Annotated in this window: 14 protein-coding genes and 1 pseudogene; 9 read left to right on the top strand and 6 right to left on the bottom strand. The window is 73.9% G+C overall.

Annotated elements, in window-relative coordinates; genetic code table 11:
- Window positions 1-693: 693 nt before the first annotated feature.
- Window positions 694-1,371 (bottom strand): lipoprotein, encoded by a 678-nt coding sequence (locus AB0G63_RS20260; RefSeq protein WP_360751916.1) that lies wholly within the window; start codon window positions 1,369-1,371, stop codon window positions 694-696.
- Window positions 1,372-1,552: 181 nt separating this feature from the next.
- Here AB0G63_RS20260 and AB0G63_RS20255 point away from each other — a divergent pair, with 181 nt between their 5' ends.
- On the top strand, window positions 1,553-4,561 hold the full coding sequence (locus AB0G63_RS20255) for a glycosyl hydrolase (RefSeq protein ID WP_360751914.1): 3,009 nt from the start codon (window positions 1,553-1,555) through the stop codon (window positions 4,559-4,561).
- A 112-nt stretch (window positions 4,562-4,673) separates the two neighbouring features.
- Here AB0G63_RS20255 and AB0G63_RS20250 read toward each other — a convergent pair whose 3' ends face one another.
- Window positions 4,674-5,207 (bottom strand): DoxX family protein, encoded by a 534-nt coding sequence (locus AB0G63_RS20250; RefSeq protein ID WP_360751912.1) that lies wholly within the window; start codon window positions 5,205-5,207, stop codon window positions 4,674-4,676.
- Window positions 5,208-5,405: 198 nt separating this feature from the next.
- On the opposite strand from AB0G63_RS20250, the gene AB0G63_RS20245 reads away from it, so the two are divergent.
- Together AB0G63_RS20245 and AB0G63_RS20240 are read left to right on the top strand one after the other, a co-directional pair.
- Entirely contained in the window at window positions 5,406-7,496 is a 2,091-nt protein-coding gene (locus AB0G63_RS20245) for a DUF1996 domain-containing protein (protein ID WP_360751910.1), read from the top strand.
- 116 nt (window positions 7,497-7,612) lie between these two features.
- Window positions 7,613-7,879, top strand: a complete 267-nt coding sequence (locus AB0G63_RS20240) for a hypothetical protein (protein WP_360751907.1) — start codon at window positions 7,613-7,615, stop codon at window positions 7,877-7,879.
- A 165-nt stretch (window positions 7,880-8,044) separates the two neighbouring features.
- On the opposite strand, the gene AB0G63_RS20235 is transcribed toward AB0G63_RS20240, so the two are convergent.
- Window positions 8,045-8,509, bottom strand: a complete 465-nt coding sequence (locus AB0G63_RS20235; RefSeq protein WP_360751904.1) for an SRPBCC family protein — start codon at window positions 8,507-8,509, stop codon at window positions 8,045-8,047.
- Window positions 8,510-8,734: 225 nt separating this feature from the next.
- On the opposite strand from AB0G63_RS20235, the pseudogene AB0G63_RS20230 reads away from it, so the two are divergent.
- Together AB0G63_RS20230 and AB0G63_RS20225 are read left to right on the top strand one after the other, a co-directional pair.
- A pseudogene (locus tag AB0G63_RS20230) lies at window positions 8,735-9,295 on the top strand (MMPL family transporter); the annotation flags it as partial.
- Window positions 9,292-9,996 carry an LmeA family phospholipid-binding protein gene (locus tag AB0G63_RS20225; RefSeq protein WP_360751901.1) on the top strand — a complete coding sequence of 235 codons (705 nt, stop codon included), beginning with the start codon at window positions 9,292-9,294 and terminating at the stop codon, window positions 9,994-9,996. The pseudogene AB0G63_RS20230 and the gene AB0G63_RS20225, both read left to right, overlap by 4 nt.
- A gap of 117 nt (window positions 9,997-10,113) precedes the next feature.
- On the opposite strand, the gene AB0G63_RS20220 is transcribed toward AB0G63_RS20225, so the two are convergent.
- Window positions 10,114-10,836 (bottom strand): FAD binding domain-containing protein, encoded by a 723-nt coding sequence (locus AB0G63_RS20220; RefSeq protein WP_360751898.1) that lies wholly within the window; start codon window positions 10,834-10,836, stop codon window positions 10,114-10,116.
- A gap of 431 nt (window positions 10,837-11,267) precedes the next feature.
- On the opposite strand from AB0G63_RS20220, the gene AB0G63_RS20215 reads away from it, so the two are divergent.
- Complete coding sequence (locus AB0G63_RS20215) at window positions 11,268-12,695, top strand: MFS transporter (RefSeq protein WP_360752006.1); 1,428 nt, start codon at window positions 11,268-11,270, stop codon at window positions 12,693-12,695.
- A 95-nt stretch (window positions 12,696-12,790) separates the two neighbouring features.
- Here the strand turns inward: AB0G63_RS20215 and AB0G63_RS20210 are convergent, their stop codons facing one another.
- The gene (locus AB0G63_RS20210) at window positions 12,791-14,119 is read right to left on the bottom strand and encodes an alpha/beta fold hydrolase (protein ID WP_360751895.1); all 1,329 of its coding nucleotides are present in this window, start codon (window positions 14,117-14,119) and stop codon (window positions 12,791-12,793) included.
- Window positions 14,120-14,520: 401 nt separating this feature from the next.
- On the opposite strand from AB0G63_RS20210, the gene AB0G63_RS20205 reads away from it, so the two are divergent.
- Both AB0G63_RS20205 and AB0G63_RS20200 read left to right on the top strand, forming a co-directional pair.
- The gene (locus AB0G63_RS20205) at window positions 14,521-14,898 is read left to right on the top strand and encodes an HAD family hydrolase (RefSeq protein ID WP_360751892.1); all 378 of its coding nucleotides are present in this window, start codon (window positions 14,521-14,523) and stop codon (window positions 14,896-14,898) included.
- Window positions 14,899-15,383: 485 nt separating this feature from the next.
- The gene (locus AB0G63_RS20200; protein WP_360751889.1) at window positions 15,384-16,379 is read left to right on the top strand and encodes a peptidoglycan-binding domain-containing protein; all 996 of its coding nucleotides are present in this window, start codon (window positions 15,384-15,386) and stop codon (window positions 16,377-16,379) included.
- Window positions 16,380-16,494: 115 nt separating this feature from the next.
- Here the strand turns inward: AB0G63_RS20200 and AB0G63_RS20195 are convergent, their stop codons facing one another.
- A complete protein-coding gene (locus AB0G63_RS20195) occupies window positions 16,495-17,019 on the bottom strand; it encodes a molybdenum cofactor biosysynthesis protein (protein WP_360751887.1) in 525 nt (174 codons plus the stop codon).
- A 126-nt stretch (window positions 17,020-17,145) separates the two neighbouring features.
- Between AB0G63_RS20195 and AB0G63_RS20190 the strand changes: the two genes are divergently transcribed.
- Window positions 17,146-17,586 (top strand): hypothetical protein, encoded by a 441-nt coding sequence (locus tag AB0G63_RS20190; RefSeq protein ID WP_360751884.1) that lies wholly within the window; start codon window positions 17,146-17,148, stop codon window positions 17,584-17,586.
- The last annotated feature ends 32 nt before the right edge of the window (window positions 17,587-17,618 follow it).

The following is a 17,618-nucleotide window of genomic DNA, read 5'->3' as shown; positions in this document are numbered from 1 at the left end:
CCGGCACGGGCGGCGTGATCGCCGGCCGGGTCCTGGTGGTCCGTCTGGCTCGTGCCGATCGAGACCAGCAGGCCGACTCCGTCTGCCGGGGGTACCGGAGCGCGAACTCACCGGGCACGGCCGCGGCTGGTCCGACGCGCCCTCCGGTAACGGCCGGTCGTCGTCGGCTCCGTCGGCGGCACGCGCGACCCCGGCCGACACGAGGCCTGCCATGCCGGCTGCGGTGGCGGTCGACACGGCGAGGAAATGTCTGCGACCCATGAGGCACAGCGTCGACTCATCGGATGTCTGTTGTCGATAACCCCGTCAAAACTCGAAACTTTCCATGGTCGATCACGCAAGCACGCCCGCTTCGTCGTGTCTCTCGGGGCTCGGTGGAGGGCGGTGAGTGGTGCTGTATCGCGAAAAGCACAGGTCGAGAAGGTCGATGGAACGCGCCCCCCGCGCCCGTCCGGCCCGGGCGGACCTGCCCGGGCCGGGTCTGATGGCTGGTCTACGTGTTTCGCTGGGGTAGCAGAAAGGCGTGTTTCGCTGGTGCGGCAGAAAGGATGGATAACTCGCATATGCGGGTCTGTGCCGATGCATGCACGAGTTCGCGCCCGGAGCGGACAGACGGCCGGCGCGCCAGCGGCCTCGCCGGTGCGATGTCGTCCGGGTCCGGACCTGCGGGGCCGGCCCGTTCAGCGGACCCGTTCAGTCGGCCCGCAGGGTCCGCTTGGCGAGTTCGTACGCCGGGAGCATCGCCTCGTGCTCCTCGGTGTCCATTCCCCCGAGGTGCAGGACGACCGGCCCGCCGGAGGTCGTGACGGCGAGGGCGCGTTCCCTCTTCGTCTCGTCCAGGAGTTCGCTCGTGTACAGGTACTCCACCTCGGCGCCGGTGAGACCGCCCGTGCGGAAGGTGCGGTACTTCGCCCGGCTCGCGCCGTCCTCGGCCGCCACGAACGCCTCGAGCACGGCGCGTGCGTCGTCCTCGCCCGGATCGCCGGTCCACACCCGCAGGTAGCCGATGTGCCCGGCGGGCTTGGCGTCCACCTCGCACGCGACGGTGACCGGGCCCTGGTGCAGCACGGCGTCGGCGAGTTCGCCGCCGATGCCGGAGCCGGAGCCGCCGGCCTTCTCCGGGGCGGCTTCCGCGTCGACGGCCTCGGCCTTCCAGCCCTCGGCGATGTCGAAGGTGACCGGGAGTCCGCACGCCGAGCCGGCGGCGCCGATGCTGCCACCGCTCACGGCGACCGCCGACTTCGCGTCCGCCGACGCGTTCGCCGAGGCTTGCGCGTCGTCCGGCGGCGCCTCCGAGCAGCCGGTCAACACCCCTGCCAGCAATGCCGCGTTGACCAAAACGCGCTGTGCGCTGCCCGTCCTGGCCGGCATGTGTCCGCGCTCCCCTCGTCGAGGCGGACACCTTATCCGAGAGCCGGGCGCCGCTCGTGTGCCCGTCGGATCGGCCGGTGCCGACCTCTTGACCCTGTCTCGGCGCGGGGCTTAACGTTCCGGCGTTTACAGAGGATTGAAACGATTCAGTCCCTTGCACGACTCACCCCTTGGGGCGCACATGCATGAACTCGTCTCGCAGCGCGGCGGGATGTCGCGGCGCGCGGTCCTGGCCGCCTCTCTGGCCGCGGGCGCCGTGGCCGCCCTCGGCGTCGCGGCGCCCGCCGCGACCGCACTCCCCGCCGGCGCCGGATCAGCTCCCGCCGCCGACTGGTTCGCCGACCCCCCGCGCTCGGTGCGCCCCAAGTTCCGCTGGTGGTGGCCGGACGGCCTCGTCGACCCCGACGAGATCGCCCGCGAGATCGACCAGATCGCGGACGCCGGCTTCGGCGGCGTCGAGATCGCCGCCGTCCACCACAGCATCAAGGACAAGTCGGTGCTGGACACCGCCCGTCACGGCTGGGGCAGCAGACCGTGGCTCGACGGCGTCGAGGCCGCCCTGCGCCGCGCCGCGAGACGCGGCCTCACCGTCGACCTCACCCTCGGCCCGAGCTGGCCCGTGGCCGTACCGGGCATCACCCCCGACGACGCGGCCGCCGCCCAGGAACTCGCCTACGGCCGCGTCTCGGTCCCCGGCGGAACCACCTACCAGGGTCCGGTCCCGGAGCCACTGCGCGCGGCCGCCTCCGGCGTCACCCGCCGGCAGCTCCTCGCCGTCCAGGCCGCCCGCGTCAACACCGCGAACTCCACCCGCAAGGAGACCGGCCTCGACCTGGCCGCCGTCCGCGACCTGACCGCCACCGTCACCGACGGCGCCCTCACCTGGACCGCGCCCGCGGACGGCGACTGGGTGCTGATCTCCTACTGGCAGCGGGGCTCCGGCCAGCAGCCCGAGTCCGGCCCGCACTCCTCGCCCGCCGCCTACGCCGTCGACCACTTCAGTCCCGCGGGCACCGCCGCCGTCACCGACTACTGGGACTCCCTGCTGACGCCGTCGCTGAAGATCCTCCTGAAGGCCGCCGGCGGCGCGTTCTTCGAGGACTCCGTGGAACTGGAGACCCAAGGCCTCAACTGGACCGCGCAGTTGCCCGACGCGTTCGAGAAGCGCACGGGGCGCCCCCTGCTGCCGTACCTGCCCGCCGTCATCCTCGACAAGGGCAACCAGGTCTTCGCCTTCGAGGCCCAGCTCACCCGGCAGATCAGGCACGACTTCTGGGCGACCGTCTCCGACCTGTTCAACACCCACCACCTGCGTGCCCTCAAGACCTGGGCGCACTCGCTGGACATGTCCCTGCGCTCGCAGCCCTACGGGCTGCAGACCGACGCCATCGCCTCGGCGGCGATCCTGGACATCCCCGAGGGCGAGTCCCTCGGCTTCAAGAACCTCGACGACTACCGCTGCCTGGCCGGCGGCCGCGACATGGCCGGGCGCACGGTGCTGTCCTGCGAGGCCGGCGCGTACAACGGCACGGCGTACAGCACCACGTGGGACCGCTTCCTGCGGACGATGGGCGGCGCGTACGCGGCGGGCGTCAACCAGACCGTCGTGCACGGCTTCTCCTACGCCACCGCCCCGCAGGTGAGCTGGCCCGGGTTCGCCGCCTTCAGCCCGTACAACGGCGCCCCCGGCTACGGCGAGTCGTGGGGACCCCGGCAGCCCACCTGGGGCCACGTCGAGGACATCTCCGACTACCTCGGCCGCGTCCACCGGGTGCTGCAGACCGGCACCGCCCGCGCCGACGTCGCCGTCTTCCGGCAGACCGGCTACACGGCCACCGGCATCGGCGCGTCCTGGTTCACCGCCACCGGCATCCCCCTCGGCTGGACCCACCAGTTCCTCAGCGGCCCGCTGCTCGACCTGCCGAGCGCCACCGTCTCCGGCGGTCGGCTGGCGCCCGACGGGCCCGCCTACAAGGCGCTGTTCGTCGAGGGCGACTTCTTCTACGGCTCCACCCCGACGCTCGCCGTCGACGACGCGCGCAAGCTGCTGAAGCTGGCCGAGGCGGGCCTGCCGATGGTCCTGTTCGGCGCCTTCGACCAGGCACTCACCCCCGGCGTCCCCGACGACGGGGAGACCGACCGGCTGCGCGCGATCCTGGCCCGGCTGCTCGCCCTGCCGAGCGTCGTCCGCGTGACCGACAAGGCCGCCGTCGGCGACGCGCTCGCCAAGCTCGGCGTCACCCCCGACGTCCGCTACGCCACCCCCTCCACGCTCCTCAACGCCCACCGGGCCACCGGCGACGTGGACTTCTACTACCTGTGCAACGGCAAGCACGCCGAGACCGTCAAGCCCGCGGTGGCCGCCATCGACCACGACGTCACCCTGCGCAGCACCCGGGGCCGCGGGGCGACGGTGCCGTACCTCCTCGACGCCTGGACGGGACGGGCGGTACGGCTCGCCCGCTACACCCAGGACGGCGACGACGTCACCCTGCGCGTCACGCTCCAGCCGGGGGAGACGGTGATCGTCGCGCTGGGGCGGCCCGGACTGTTCGGCGACCGCTACGGCAACCGCCCGCACGCCGTCGCCTCGGACGCCGACACCGTGCTGTTCGCCGGCCGCGGACTGACCGTGCGGGCCGGCACGGCGGGCACCCGCACCACCCGCCTGTCCGACGGCAGCACGGTCACCACGACCCTGCCGTCCGTGCCCGACCCGATCACCCCGGCCACGTGGGAACTGGAGGTCGAGGACTGGTACCCCGGCTCCGACGCGACCCGCACCGAGCGCGTCCGGCGCACCCTGACCCTGGACACGCTCGCGCCCTGGTCCAAGATCCCCGAACTGGCCGACTCCGCGGGCGTCGGCCGCTACCGCACCGAGGTCACGCTGCCGGACGACTGGACCGCGTCCCACGGGGCCGTCCTCGAACTCGGGCAGGTCTCCGACACCGTCCGTGTCACCGTCAACGGCACCTCCGTGCCCGCGGTCGACCGCCTGCACCCCGTCGTCGACGTCGGCCCCTACCTGCGCCGCGGCGACAACAGCATCGAGATCGAAGTGGCGACCCCGCTCATCAACCGGCTCCGGGTGGCCCAGCCGTCCGTGTTCGGCACCGCGGCCCGCCAGGACTACGGCCTGGTCGGTCCCGTCCGGCTCGTTCCGTACGCGCAGGCGGTGGTGTCCTGACGCCACGGGGCGCACCGGCTCCGGCCGGTGCGCCCCGCCGCGGGAGCGCGGGAGCGCGGGAGCGCGGGCGGGAGGGCCCGCGTGTGCGCCGGCGCCCGTCCCCGGGCGTCCGTCAGTGCGGCAGCTTGGCCCGCAGGCTGCCGGCCGTGGCGGCCGGCCGGGCGGCGACACGGGCGGTCCGCCGCACCAGCCGCGCGTCGCGCCGCACGTCGTGCACGGCGTGCCGGCCGCGCCACACCAGCGACGGAGCGGCCCCGGTGTCGTCGGCCGCGATCAGCAGACCGCCCAGCATCGACAGGTTCTTCAGGAAGTGGATGCGCTGCTGGGTCCGCTCGGCGGGGTCGTCGGCCTCCCAGAAACGATGGCCCGCCAGGGTGGTGGGCACCAGCGTGCCGGCGATGGCCAGCGCGGCCAGCCGGGGCATGCGGCCGATGCCCAGCAGCACACCCGCCGCCACCTGCACGGCCCCGCTGAGGCGTACGAGCTGCTCGGTGCGGTCTGGCAACACCGGCACACGTTCTGTGATGGGCCGGACCACGGGCTCGGCCGCCGGGGCCACGTCCTCGGGCGCACGGACGGAGTTCAGACCCGCGGTGACGAACATCGAGGCGAGCATCGGACGGCCGGCCACGCGCAACAGACTCATGGTGCTCTCCAGACGTGTGAGTGCGTACGGCCGTCCCCGGGTTCCCCGCAGCCGGGGCGGCAATCGACGGCGCGTGGGGACCGTGTCCGGCTGAGATCTTCCTATGAATTCGTGGGGCGGTTGAACACCCGGCTGCCGCCGTCCGTATGGGGCGAGGGATTTCCATGCCCGACCGCCGTGATCCGTAGGAGAGTTCTCGTGGGACGCAGTACGCGCAGACGCCCGACAGGCCCACGCCGCGCGACCTTCGCGGCATTCGCGCTGATCCTGGGCGGAGGCGGGCTGGTCGGGGTGAACGTCTACGCTTCGGCGACCGAGGGCGGCTCCGGCGGTGACGCGGCCCAGACCCGCAGCACCATGGCCGGCACCATCGACTGCCCCGACGTAGGGACCCGGTTGACGCAGGTGCCGGACCAGGCGCGGGCGGACGTCGACAAGGAACTCGCCCTGCTGGACCAGCAGATCGCGGAGGCCTACCAGCGGCTGCAGACGACCGGCCCGGACCAGCGGCAGGACAGCGGCTTCGCCGACAACGCCATCATGAACCCGCTGAAGGAGAAGCGGGCCGCGACGATCGAGCGCATCGCCGTCGCCATCGACCGCGTCGGAGACCGCCCGGCCGGCCTCGACTCCCTGGCCGCCTGCACACTGACCGTCCCCGACGCCCAGACCGGCGGCCAGGACCAGGGCCAGAGCCAGGGCCAGGACCAAGGCCAGGGCCAGGGCCAGCAGGGCGACGGCGGAGGACAGGCGGGCAACGGCGGTCAGGCCGGCAACGGCCCGGTCGCGGCGGACTTCGTGGACATCACCAAGGTCCAGCCGAACGTCCCCGCCGCGCCACGCACCACCGCGGACGCCTCGACCGGCTCCTTCACCACCAGGTGCGGGGTGAACGCCAACAAGAACTACAACACCGACAACGTGATCGTGGCGCCCGGCGTGACCAACGGCGCGCACCACACCCACGATTACGTCGGCAACCAGAAGATCAACGCCTTCTCCAGCAACGACACGTTCCTGGAGGGCGGCACCAGCTGCGAGAACAAGGACGACCTGTCGTCGTACTACTGGCCGGTGCTGCGGCTGCAGGACGGCACGCAGGAGTTCGACCAGAACCAGGACGGCGGCGGCAAGGAGGGCAACGTCGGCCGGATCCTGACCGCGCAGGAAGCCGAGATCAAGTACGTCGGCAGCCCCACCGGCAAGGTCGTCGCGATGCCGCAGTTCCTGCGCATCATCACCGGTGACGCCAAGACCACCACCAACGGCCTGGCGAACGCCAACGCCCACTGGAGCTGCACCGGCTTCGAGGACAAGGTCCAGCTGACCGAGCAGTACCCGATCTGTCCGCAGGGCAGCAAGGTGGTGCGCTCTTTCGCCTTCCAGAGCTGCTGGGACGGCCGCAACACCGACAGCGCCAACCACCGCACGCACGTCGCCTTCGCCGACGCGAGCGGCAACTGCGGCAACGGCTTCAAGGCGATCCCGCAGCTGACGATGCGCCTGGTGTACGACGTTCCGGCGCCGACCGTCGAGAACGGCCAGGTCAAGAACGCCTACGCGGTGGACGGCTTCCCGGAGCAGTTGCACAAGGCGGCCACCGACCACGACGACTTCATCAGCATCACGACCGGGGGGCTGGCGCAGGAGATCGCCGACTGCGTCAACAGCGGCCGGCAGTGCGGTTCCGGAGCCGGCGGCGGCGCGGACCCGGGCTCGGGCGGGGGAGCCTCCCAGCAGCCGACGGACGAGCCCACGCAGCAGCCGACGCAGCAGCCGACCGATCAGCCCACGGAACAGCCCACGGAACAGCCCACGGAGCAGCCCACGGACGCGCCCACCGAGCAGCCGTCCGAGGCACCGTCGGAGACGCCGTCCGAGGAGACTCCTGCCACCCAGCCGCCCGCCCCCGGCGGCGGGGACGGCCAGGGGGCCGGGTCCGCCACCGCGGCGCCGCAGACCGGCCAGGCGGACGACGGTCGGCCGACCCTGTCCAGCACCACGAACCCGCGGGTCTACGCCACGTCCTCGAGCCGCGAGAGCGCCGCCGCGGCGGGCGACGACAACGCGAAGGGCGACGACAGCGCCACGGACGCCGGCGCCGCCGCGCAGTCCCAGGCGGCGGCCCCGAACGCGCCCGTCGCGGCCGGCCAGGCGGAACAGCAGGCGGTTCAGGGCGGCGGACTCGCCGAAACGGGTACGACCCTGTGGCCCGCCGCGGCCGGCACCGTCCTGCTGATCGCCGGTCTGATCGTGCTGGCGCGTTCGAAGCGCCGTTTCGTGCGGTGAGGCAGCCCGGCAGGCGGCGGCAGGCACGCGTCCAGGGGCGCGGCTGACGCGCCGCATCCGCCACTGACAACGGCCGCGGGGAGGCCGTTGTCAGTGGCGGATGCGAGGCTGCGGACATGGACGAGACGGAGTTCATGCGCGGCCGGGTCTACGGCGCCGATCACGACGACGCCGGTCCGCGACCCGGCCGCACCTATGTGGAACTGGTCGGCGGCCCGCTCGACGGGCTGCTTCTGGACACCACCGGCAGGCCCGGCCACGAACTGCGGCACGGTGTCGCGCTCGACACCGAGATAGGCCGCTACGGCCCCGGCGGCCGCGCCCTGTACGTCCCGCGTCCCCAGGACGGCCGCCGCTTCGACTGGCACGGCGACAGCCCATGAGGCCCCGGCGCCGGCCACGGAGGCGAACCGCCCGCGAGGCGGGCGCGGGCGGTTCGCTCCGGGCGTGAAGAGGCGAAGCGCCTTCGCCGTGCCCCGGCTGAGACGCTTCGCCGCGGTCCTCACGTCAAGGTTTCGACGTCCTGGAAGTACTGACTCAGTACTGACCTAGACGTCACCGGGCCGGATACGCCCGCGCCAGGCTCCGGACTCGCCCCCGCGGCCCTCGATGAACTCCTTGAAGCGCCGCATGTCGCCCTTGACGCGCCGGTCGATGACCCCCAGCATGTCCGCGGTCTTCTCCGCGGCCCCGTTGGGCTCGACGTCCATCACGAGTTCCACGCGGGTGTGCGTGTCGTCGACGCGCTCGAACCGCACCGTGCCCTTCTGGCGGGTGTCACCGCTCGTCGTGCGCCAGGTGATCCGCTCGTCGGGAAGCTGGTCGACGATCTCGGTGTCGAACTCCCGCCGCACGCCGCTGATCTTGGTGACCCAGTGGTTGTGGCCGGCGTCGAGCTGCCTGATCTCCTCGACGCCTTCCATGAACTGAGGGAATTCCTCGAACTGGGTCCACTGGTTGTAGGCGGTGTGGACAGGGACCTCGACTTCCACGGTTTCCTTGACTGTGCTCACGCCTGTGCCTTTCGTTGTCGCTGGTCGGCGGCGGGGCCGGGCCCCGGCGCCGCCGTGCGGATCGTGCACGAGGGGCCGGGTACCCGAGGATCACCGGCCTACGACTGCGGTGTCGTGATCCGCGTCTCCCCGGTCGGAGGAGACGTGGATCCGCGAGCAGGGCCCCTCGCCGGCCGCTGTCGACGACGGCCGCCGCCGGCCCGTCCACCGCGCCGGTGGGGCGCACTCCGGGACGTCGTGGTGGACCGGCTGCCGGTCATCATCGCGGTCGTCGTCGCGGCGGCCTTCCTGCTGCTGCTCGTCGTCTTCCGCAGCCTCCTCGTCGCCCTGAAGGCGGCCCTGCTCAACCTGTTGTCGATCGGCGCCGCCTACGGTGTCGTCGTCGCGGTCTTCCAGTGGGGCTGGGGCGGCTCGCTGCTCGGCGTCGACGAACCCAGGGACAACCACCTCAGCGTCGCCACCGGCCTGGCCGACACCGCCCGCGTCATCACCTGCGCCGCCCTCATCATGACCAGCGTCTTCCTGGCCTTCCTGCTGTCCGCCAACGTGGTGATCAAGATGCCGGCCCTCGGTCTCGGCGTCAGCGTCGTCATCGACGCCACCCTCGTCCGGCTGGTTCTGGTCCCCGCCACCATGTACCTGCTGGGCCGCGCCAACTGGTGGCTGCCGCGCCGGCTGGACCGGATCCTGCCCCACCTCGACCCGGAAGGGTCCGCGCCGCCGCCCGACGCGCCCGGCACGATGCCGGGCCCGGCCGTGGCGACCGCCCTGGGGGAGCAGCGGTGATCCGGTCCCTCTTCCGGCGGCACCGCGCCGCGTCCGTCATCGCTGTGGTCCTCGCCGTCGTGCGGCTCGTCGCCGGTGTCGCCGAGGCCGCCGCCCGCACCCTGCTGCACAGTCGCCTGACGGCCGCGGCCGGGCGCATCCTCGGAGAGGACAGCGGCGTCGACATCGACGGCGGCCCCGCCCTGCTCGCCCTGCTCGACCGGCACCTCGACTCCGTGACGATCAGCGACGACCACGCCACCCTCGGCCGCCTCACCGACGTGTCCGTCCGCGTCCGCCTGAACGACATACGGCTGACCGGCAGCCGCTCCGGCACGGTCGCCCGCACCCACGCCGACGTCCCCGCCGAGTCCCTGCAGAGCATGGCCGGCGCGCGCGGCAAGCGGCTGCCGATCACCGCCGTGCACCTCGACGCCGCGGCCGACACCATCACCCTCGAACTGAAGGGCGGCCTCGGCCGGGCCACGCTGCGGCCCCGCATCGAGGACGGGCGCCTGACCCTGCGCCTCGAGGACGCCGAGGTCCTCGGCAGCCCCGCACCCGCCCGGCTCGTCGACCGGATCGAGAGCAACCTGGCCGGCCGCGCCGACGCCGACCACCCCCTCGGCCTGAAGGCCACGGTGCTCGACGTCACGTCCACCGGCCTGAACGTCACCCTGGACGGCGGCCCCGCCCGATTCCCCGCCCAGCGGAAGACGTGACGGCCGCCGCCGCTGCCGCGGGTGCTCGGCGCCTGCGGCGGAGGTCTCCGGTCGCGGTGTCGCACACGGCCTTGCCGGCAGGGCCCTCTCGGGCGGGGTCGGCGCTGTCGGTCGGGCTCAGGTGCCGGCCGCGCGGGTCAGCAGGTCGGTGACCTGCTGGGCGACCACATCCCGGGCCTCCGGGTGCAGCGTGCCGACGGTTCCCTCGTTCAGGGTCCGGACCGTCTGCCCGGTGTCACCGTCGCAGGGGACGCTGTCGCTGAGCACGTCGTAGCCGTCGCGGACGGCGACCCGCAGGTGACGGCGTCCGCCGCCCTCGTCGTGCACCGCGGCGGCGACGACCAGGGGCGGCGGCCCGCCCGGTTCGGCGGCCAGCTTGCGGTAGCTGCTGGCGACCGGCTCGCGCCACCGGATGCCGAGCAGCAGCGGCTGCTTGGCCACCACCTCGGCGAGCGGGCTCTCGTGCGTGCGGTCCCGCTCCAGCACCGTCGCCCGGGCGTCCAGGACGAGGGCGGCGGGCAGCAGGCAGCGCAGCGTGCTGCCGACGAGGTTGCCGCTGACGGTGGCGGTCCTGCGCACCGCCCCGGTGCCCACCGTCGAGGCCGCCCGCCTGAGCACCTCCGGCACGCGGTCGTCGACGCGGTTCAGCACCACGGCGGCGCCCAGCCCGTCGCGGGCGATCACGTTGGCCTCCGGCAGGTTGCGCAGCGACATCGCCTGCTCGGGGAAGCCGTCGCGCTGCCAGACGGCCCACACGAGGGTCGCCCCTCCGACCGGCACCGCTCCCGCGGCCATGCACTCCTGAGCTTCGGGCACGGACGCAGGCAGACGCAGCAGCACGGGAGCCGACCTCTTTCTCGAGTTCCTCGAGGGACCTGATACCGGGGCCCGCGGCCGTCCGGGCCGCCGTGACCCCCGGCACGGCGCATTCTGCCCTCCGGAGCGGCGGCGCATACAAGGCTCACGGCGGCACGAGGGCGTACGCCGGATCGCCGGACCGGGACCGGAAGTCCTCCGCGGGAGGGGGTGGGAGCGGCCTGCCGTGCTGCACCCGATCCGCCGTCCGGCGTGCGGGATGCCCTGCGGTGGTAACCCGTACCGGCGGACGCGGCGGACGCGGCGGGCGTGGTGGTGACACCCGCGTGCCTGGCGGAGTCGGGCGGAGTCGGGCGGAGACTGGAGAACTGGTGCACTTCGGGACACGGGCGGGCACGGACCGGCAGACGCCGGACGAAGCGGACGGCGGCAACGACCCCAGGCGATGGCGGGCCCTGTGGGTCACCCTGGTAGCCGGGTTCATGAGCCTGCTCGACGTGACGATCGTCGCGGTGGCGCTGCCGTCGATGCAACGCGACCTGCACACGACGGCGCCCGCCATCCAGTGGGTCGTCTCCGGCTACGCCCTGACCTTCGCGCTGGTGCTGGTGACGGCCGGCCGCATCGGCGACGCGGTCGGCAGGCACCGCGTCTTCCTGCTGGCGCTGACGGCCTTCGTGGTGTGCAGCGCGATCGCGGGAGCCGCTCCCACGATCACGCTGCTCGTCGTGGCCCGCCTGGCCCAGGGCGTGGCCGCGGGCTGTCTCGCCCCGCAGAACTCCGCCCTCATCCAGCAGATGTTCCGGGGAGCCGAACGCGGCCGCGCCTTCGGCATGTTCGGCGCGACGGTGGGTGTCTCCGGCGCCGTCGGCCCGGTGGTGGGCGGTCTGATCCTGAAGCTGGCCGCCGGCCCCGACGGCTGGCGCTGGATCTTCTACGTCAACGTGCCGGTCGGCGTGATCGCGCTCGTGCTGGGACTCAGGCTGCTGCCCAGGACGGCCGCGGGCCGCCGCGAGAGCCTCGAGCTGGGCGGCGTCGCGCTGCTGGGCTGCGGGGTGCTGGCGCTGATGCTGCCACTCGTCCTCGCCGAGTCCGGCGGCGTGCGACGGCTGTGGTGGCTGTTCGCCGCGGGTCTGGCCCTGCTGGTGGTCTTCGCCCGGTGGGAGCGGCGGGTCGCGGGCCGCGGCGGCCGGCCGCTGCTGCATCCCAGCCTGGTGACCGCCACGCGCGGATATGCCGCCGGGGCCGCCATCGCCACTCTGTACTTCGTCGGCTTCAGCGGCGTGTGGCTGGTCTTCGCCCTGTTCCTGCAGAACGGCCTGGACTACTCGCCGCTGCGCTCCGGGCTCACGGTGACGCCGTTCGCCATCGGGTCGGCGGTCGCCGCCGCGGCGGCCGGCCGGCTGGTGGAGCGGCTCGGCCGGCTGCTGACCGTCTGCGGGCTGGCCGGCGTGGCGGTCGGCCTCGGCGCGACCGCGGCCGTCCTGCGTTGGGCGCCCGCCGGCAGCATGGTGTGGCTCGCCCTCCCCGCGCTGCTCCTCGGCGGCGTGGGCAGCGGCTGCGTCATCTCCCCGAACGTCACCATGACGCTGCGGGACGTGCCGGTGCGGATGGCCGGAGCGGCCGGCGGCGCGCTGCAGACGGGGCAGCGACTGGGCGGCGCCGTCGGTACGGCGGCGCTGCCCGGGGTGTTCTACATGGTGCTCGTCGCCGGTCACCACGACTACCGGGCCGCCGTGGCGGCCGCCGTCGGACTCGGCGTGGTGCCGGTCCTGGGCGCGCTGGTCCTGGCGGTCCGCGACTGGCGGCTCGACCGCGATGTCGGCCGGCACCGCACCTCGTCCGGGGCGCCGCCCGGTCCCGGGCACGTGGGGGAGGGCTGACGGCGAAGTCCCGTCGCGTCGAGCGCTACCGGACTTCGCCGTCGCCCCGTACCCGCCGCCCGCCGCGGCCGGGTCAGGGCTTGATCAGGGCTTGATCAGGGCTGGAGGGGCAGGCTCGCGCAGTTGGAGGCGGCGGACTTGCCGTTGAGCCGGTCGGTCAGCCAGTCGATGGCGTCGCCCTGGTCGGTGAGCAGCGGCGTGAAGTGGTTGATGAGGGCGCTGCCCAGGCTGGGCAGGACGACGGGCTTGTAGGTCACGTCGGCACCCCTGGCGCACCAGTCGACCGCGAGCCGGCGCGCCTGGGCGTGGGGCACGAGGTTGTCGCTGGTGCCGGTGGCCACCCGCACCGGGGAGGCGGGCTTCATGGTGCCGATGCGCTGCTCGTTCAGGAAGCCCTTCAGCATCGGCTCCGCCTCGATGATGTCGCTGAGGGAGCGTCCGTCGGTGGTCCACTTGGTGCTGCGGGCATAGCCGTAGGACAGCAGCGCGTCGCCCACGCACATGGTCGACAGGTCCTTCAGCGCAGCCTTGCCCGCCGCGTTCAGGTGGGCGCCGGCGACCGGCTGCAGCGCCGGGTCGGACTGCAGGAAGCCGTTGACCGACCAGCCCAGGGCGCCGGTCAGTTCGGTGCCGTCGATGCCCTTGGTGACCTCGATCAGGTTTGCGGGCGGGGCGCCCGCGGAGGTGCCTGCGAGGGGGACGTCGGGCGCGTAGGAGGGCTGCAGTTCGGCGGCCGCCGCGGTCGCGCCGCCGCCCTGGCTGTAGCCGAACAGGGCCACGCGCGAGGCGGAGGTGAGCGAGGTGCCGGGCAGGGAGCGCGCGGCGCGGACGGCGTCGAGGACGGCGTGGCCCTCGTCCACGCGGTTGACGTAGGTGTGCAGCCGGTCCGTGGCGCCGAGGCCCGCGTAGTCGGTGACGACCACGGCGATGCCCCGGGCCAGCAGGCGGTAGATGGCCAGGTCCTCGTAACCGACCGACAGCGTCTGGCCGTTGACCAGCAGGGGATGCTCCAGGCCGAGGGACGCGGCGCACTGGTCGCCCTGTCCCATGGTGCCGGGGGCCACGGCGACCAAGGGCCGGGCTCCGCTGCCCTTCCAGGCGGCGGACGGTTCGATGTAGGCGCCGGTGACCGCCACCGGACCGCCGTTGGAATCGGTCGACTTGTACATCAGGCGGGTGGCGGTGCCGGGCAGCGGTCCGTCGAGGCCCGGCAGGCTCAGTGCGAGGGGGAGCGGTTCGCTGCGGACCAGGGTGCCGTTCGCGGCGGGCAGGTTCGCGGGCGGGGAGTAGAAATCCGGGATGGTGACGCCGCGCGAGACCACGGCGTCGGACTGCGGGGCAGCGGCGGCGGCGGGCAGGGCCGTGGCACCCAGACAGGCGGCGGTGGTGACGGCCGCGGCCAGCAGGCGGGCGGAAACGGGCATGGCGGATCTCCGGGGCTGTGGGGAGGCCGAGCCTTCGGCTGCGGCTCGGGCGGTGACGGCCCGTGGGGGCAGGGGCCTGCGGTACGGGACCGCGGTCGTCCAGCCGCCGCCCCGCACCGTTCTTAGACGAAGTGTCAGGACCGTAACCGCGGCCGTGTTACCCGGGGTAGTCCTCGATAGGTTACGGTTCAGTAATATGACGGCGAGACGGCTCGCGACGGGCACCTTGACCTCGTGCGGTACGACATGAGAGCGCTTTCGCGGGGTGCGGGGTGCGGGGTGCGGGGTGCGGGGTGCGGGGTGCGGGGTGCGTCACCACGACGACGTGCGCCGCGTCTCCGCCTGGGCCGTCCTCCGGGCGACGGTGCGATTGCGGCGAGGGGCCCCGTGGCGGGAAGACCGTGAGTGACCTGCGCGCCGCCGGGTTCCGGCTGGTGACCATGACCAACGGTGACGCGGCCCTGGCCGAGTGGCTGCTGACCGCCGCGGGCGTGGCGGACGCCTTCGAGGGGCTGCTGGACGTCAGCGGCCCGCGCGCCTGGAAGCCGGCGCCGGCCGCGTACCGGTACGCCGTCGGCCACGCGGGCGTACCACCAGAACGCGCGCTTCTCGTCGCCGTGCACCCCCGGGACGTCGACGGCGCCCGCCGGACCGGACTCGGCGGCACCTGGCCGCGCCGCGGGCCCATCGGCCGGTTGCCCCGTACGACGACCCCGCCGACGCACACGGCCGAGGATCTCAGCGACCTCGCCGCCCGGCTGACCGCCGCCAGGGCATGACGGGCCGTTGCCCGACGCGCCAGGGCTCGACCGGTCGTGGGGGCCGGTGTGTCAGTGCAGCGTCAGCCCCCAGTCCGCCCCAGGGCCGCGGGCCCACCGACAGTCGCCCCGGTCACCAGCACGACCCCGGACCGCCGCGGCGCAGGCCGCACCGGCGGCCCAGGGGGCCGTCAGGCCGTCGAACTGCCCGGTGAAGAGGAACCACAGGGGGAACAGCGCGCACCACCAGGCCAGGGCCGCCGCGGACCGGCGGACCGGCGGTCCGTGCCCGGAGGGCCCGCTCCTCACCGGTGTGTCCCGATCATCGTCATGGTCGGCGAATACCCCGCGCCGCCCGGCTGGCGCGGTACGGCACCCGTGCGGCGGACGGTCGCGTTCCCCGGGCCCGTCGGTTTCCGTCGGTTTCCGTCGGCTTCCGGCGGTCGTGGAGATCGCGTGGGGGAAAGCTGTTTAAAATCTGAAGATCGAATCGAGAGGGAACGTGCGTGAGTGAACCGACGGGGCCCGTCTGCCCGGAGTGCAACGCCCCCCGGGCCGCGGACGGCACGCCGGCCTGCTCCTGCGCCCGACGCGCGTCCGACGCTCACCGCGAGACGCGTACGGCGGAGGCGGCGGTCGCGGAGGACTTCTCCCCCCTGCGCATACGGCCGTTCGTGGAGGTCGGCGTCACCGCCGAGGATCCGGATGCCCCGGATGCCCCGGATGCCCCGGATGCCCCGGACGGCCCGGATGCCGCGGACGGCCCGGATGAGCCGACCGGCTCCGCGGAAGCGGCCGGGGCCACCGCCGGGCCCGCCGACGTGCCTCTGCCGGCGACGGCCGCCGAGGACGGTCCGCCCCCACGGCTCCCGGATGCGCCGAACCCGCAGCCCCTGCCGGACGGTGCTCCCGGCCCCCGGCGACGGCGCCGCGCGACCCTGGTCATGGGAGCGGGAGCCGCCGGGGCCGTTCTGCTGACGGGCGGTCTCGTCGGGGGACTCTTCTTCTACACCGGCCCTTCGCGGGACGGCTCCGGCACCGACGGCGTGCGGGCGGCGCTGCCGGACGCGTCCACGGGCGGCACCCCGTCGTCCGGATACGCATCTCCCACGGTCTCCTTCGCGCCGTCTTCCGCGGCCCCGGCGTCCTCGCCCGCCAGCACGCCGACCGACAGCGCTACCGCCGACCCGACCGGGTTCGCCTCCCCGACCCGGACCCCCGCCGACGCCGCCGTCACGACCGCGCCCGTGCCCGCGCCGAGTGAGTCCGACGGCGGGGCACCCGTCCTGCGCCTCGGCGACCGGGGAGCGGAGGTCACCGAGCTCCAACTCCGCCTGCGCCAGGTGGGCTTGTACCACGGGGACGCGGACGGCGACTTCGACAGCGAGGTGGAGAGCGCCGTCCGCGGCTACCAGTTCACCCGTGTCGTCCTGGAGGACGAACCGGGCGTCTACGGCGAGGCGACCCGAGCCGCTCTGGAATCCGAGACCTCGCAGCCGTGACCCGCCGGCCGGGTACGGCCCGGCGTGCGCGGCGCGTCGCTCACCGCGTCGCTCACCGCCCGTCGCGCGTCGCTCACGACCGGTCGCGCGTCGCTCACGACCGGTCGCGCGTCGCTCACCGTCCGGCGTCGTCGCGGCTGTCGGCGGCCGCGTCGACGCACCGGAAGACGGCCCTTCCGAGGCCGATCACACCGTCGGACAGGGGAGTGCACCGCACCCCGCCCTTGCCGCGCAGGGCCTTCTGCGCGCCCGGACCGATGGTGACGTCCATCCAGGCGCAGGGCCGGGCCGGGCGGTTGACGAGGAACGTCACGGGACCGGCGCCGGAGTCGAGTTCGATCGTGCGGCCGACGAAGGCGTCGATGTCGACGCCGCGGAGCAGGATGTTGCGGCGGGTGTGCCGGAGGTCGGCCTCGGCGGCGATGTGCCGGGGCAGGTTCTCCACGGCCATCAGGGTGACGGCCGCATCGCGGTGCGCGGGCCGGCCGAAGTAACGGTCGCCGACCAGCCCGAGACCGCTGCGCACCTGCACCTCACGCACCCGCTCGTCCGCCGGCCCGTCCGAAGGCCCGTCGGCCGGTCGCCCGGCGAGCCGGTGCGCGGGGGAGACGAGCAGCTGAAGCACCTCCACCTCATGCATGCGGCCACCCTAGTGCGCCGATGGCGGGAGTGGCGCGTTCCGCTGCCGCCGGAGGCCGGGCGGCCCCGCCGAACGCGCGCCGGGCGGGGCGGGTTTGCCGTCGGTCTGAGCGGCAACGCGGTGTCCATGAGTGAACCGAACAGCAAACCGAGTCGAGATTCCGCAGCGACGCGGAGCACGGCCGCCAAGGCCCGGCGGACCGCCGGAAAGGCGACCGCCCCCGCGTCGAAGGCGGCGGACAAGGCCGCTGCGACGAGTGCTGACACGGCGTCGAAGGCGAAGGACACGGCGAAGGACACGGCCGAGCGCACGGCCGGGACGGCCGGCCAGGCCGTGCAGACCGCGGCCAGGAGCGTCGACGCGGGACGGCAGGCCGTCGTCGCCGCGTCCGGGCAGGCCGCCGCGCTCGCCAGGACGGCGTGGACGGTGATCTCGCACCGCAAGCTCGTCGCGGCGGGCGTGGGCGCGGGCCTGACGGCGCTGAGCGCCACGTCGTACGCGGTGGGCCGGCGTGCGGGCCGGTGCGCGCACGGTCCGATCACCCGCCTGACCGGCGGGCGGATCTGACACGCCGCACGTGTCGCCACCGCGGCCGGCCG

Origin of the sequence: Streptomyces sp. NPDC020996, from assembly GCF_040641355.1 — a bacterium.
In the GTDB taxonomy this organism is placed as follows: domain Bacteria; phylum Actinomycetota; class Actinomycetes; order Streptomycetales; family Streptomycetaceae; genus Streptomyces.
The sequence above is the reverse complement of the archived record's forward strand: the minus strand, read 5'-3'. Positions and strand labels throughout refer to the sequence as shown.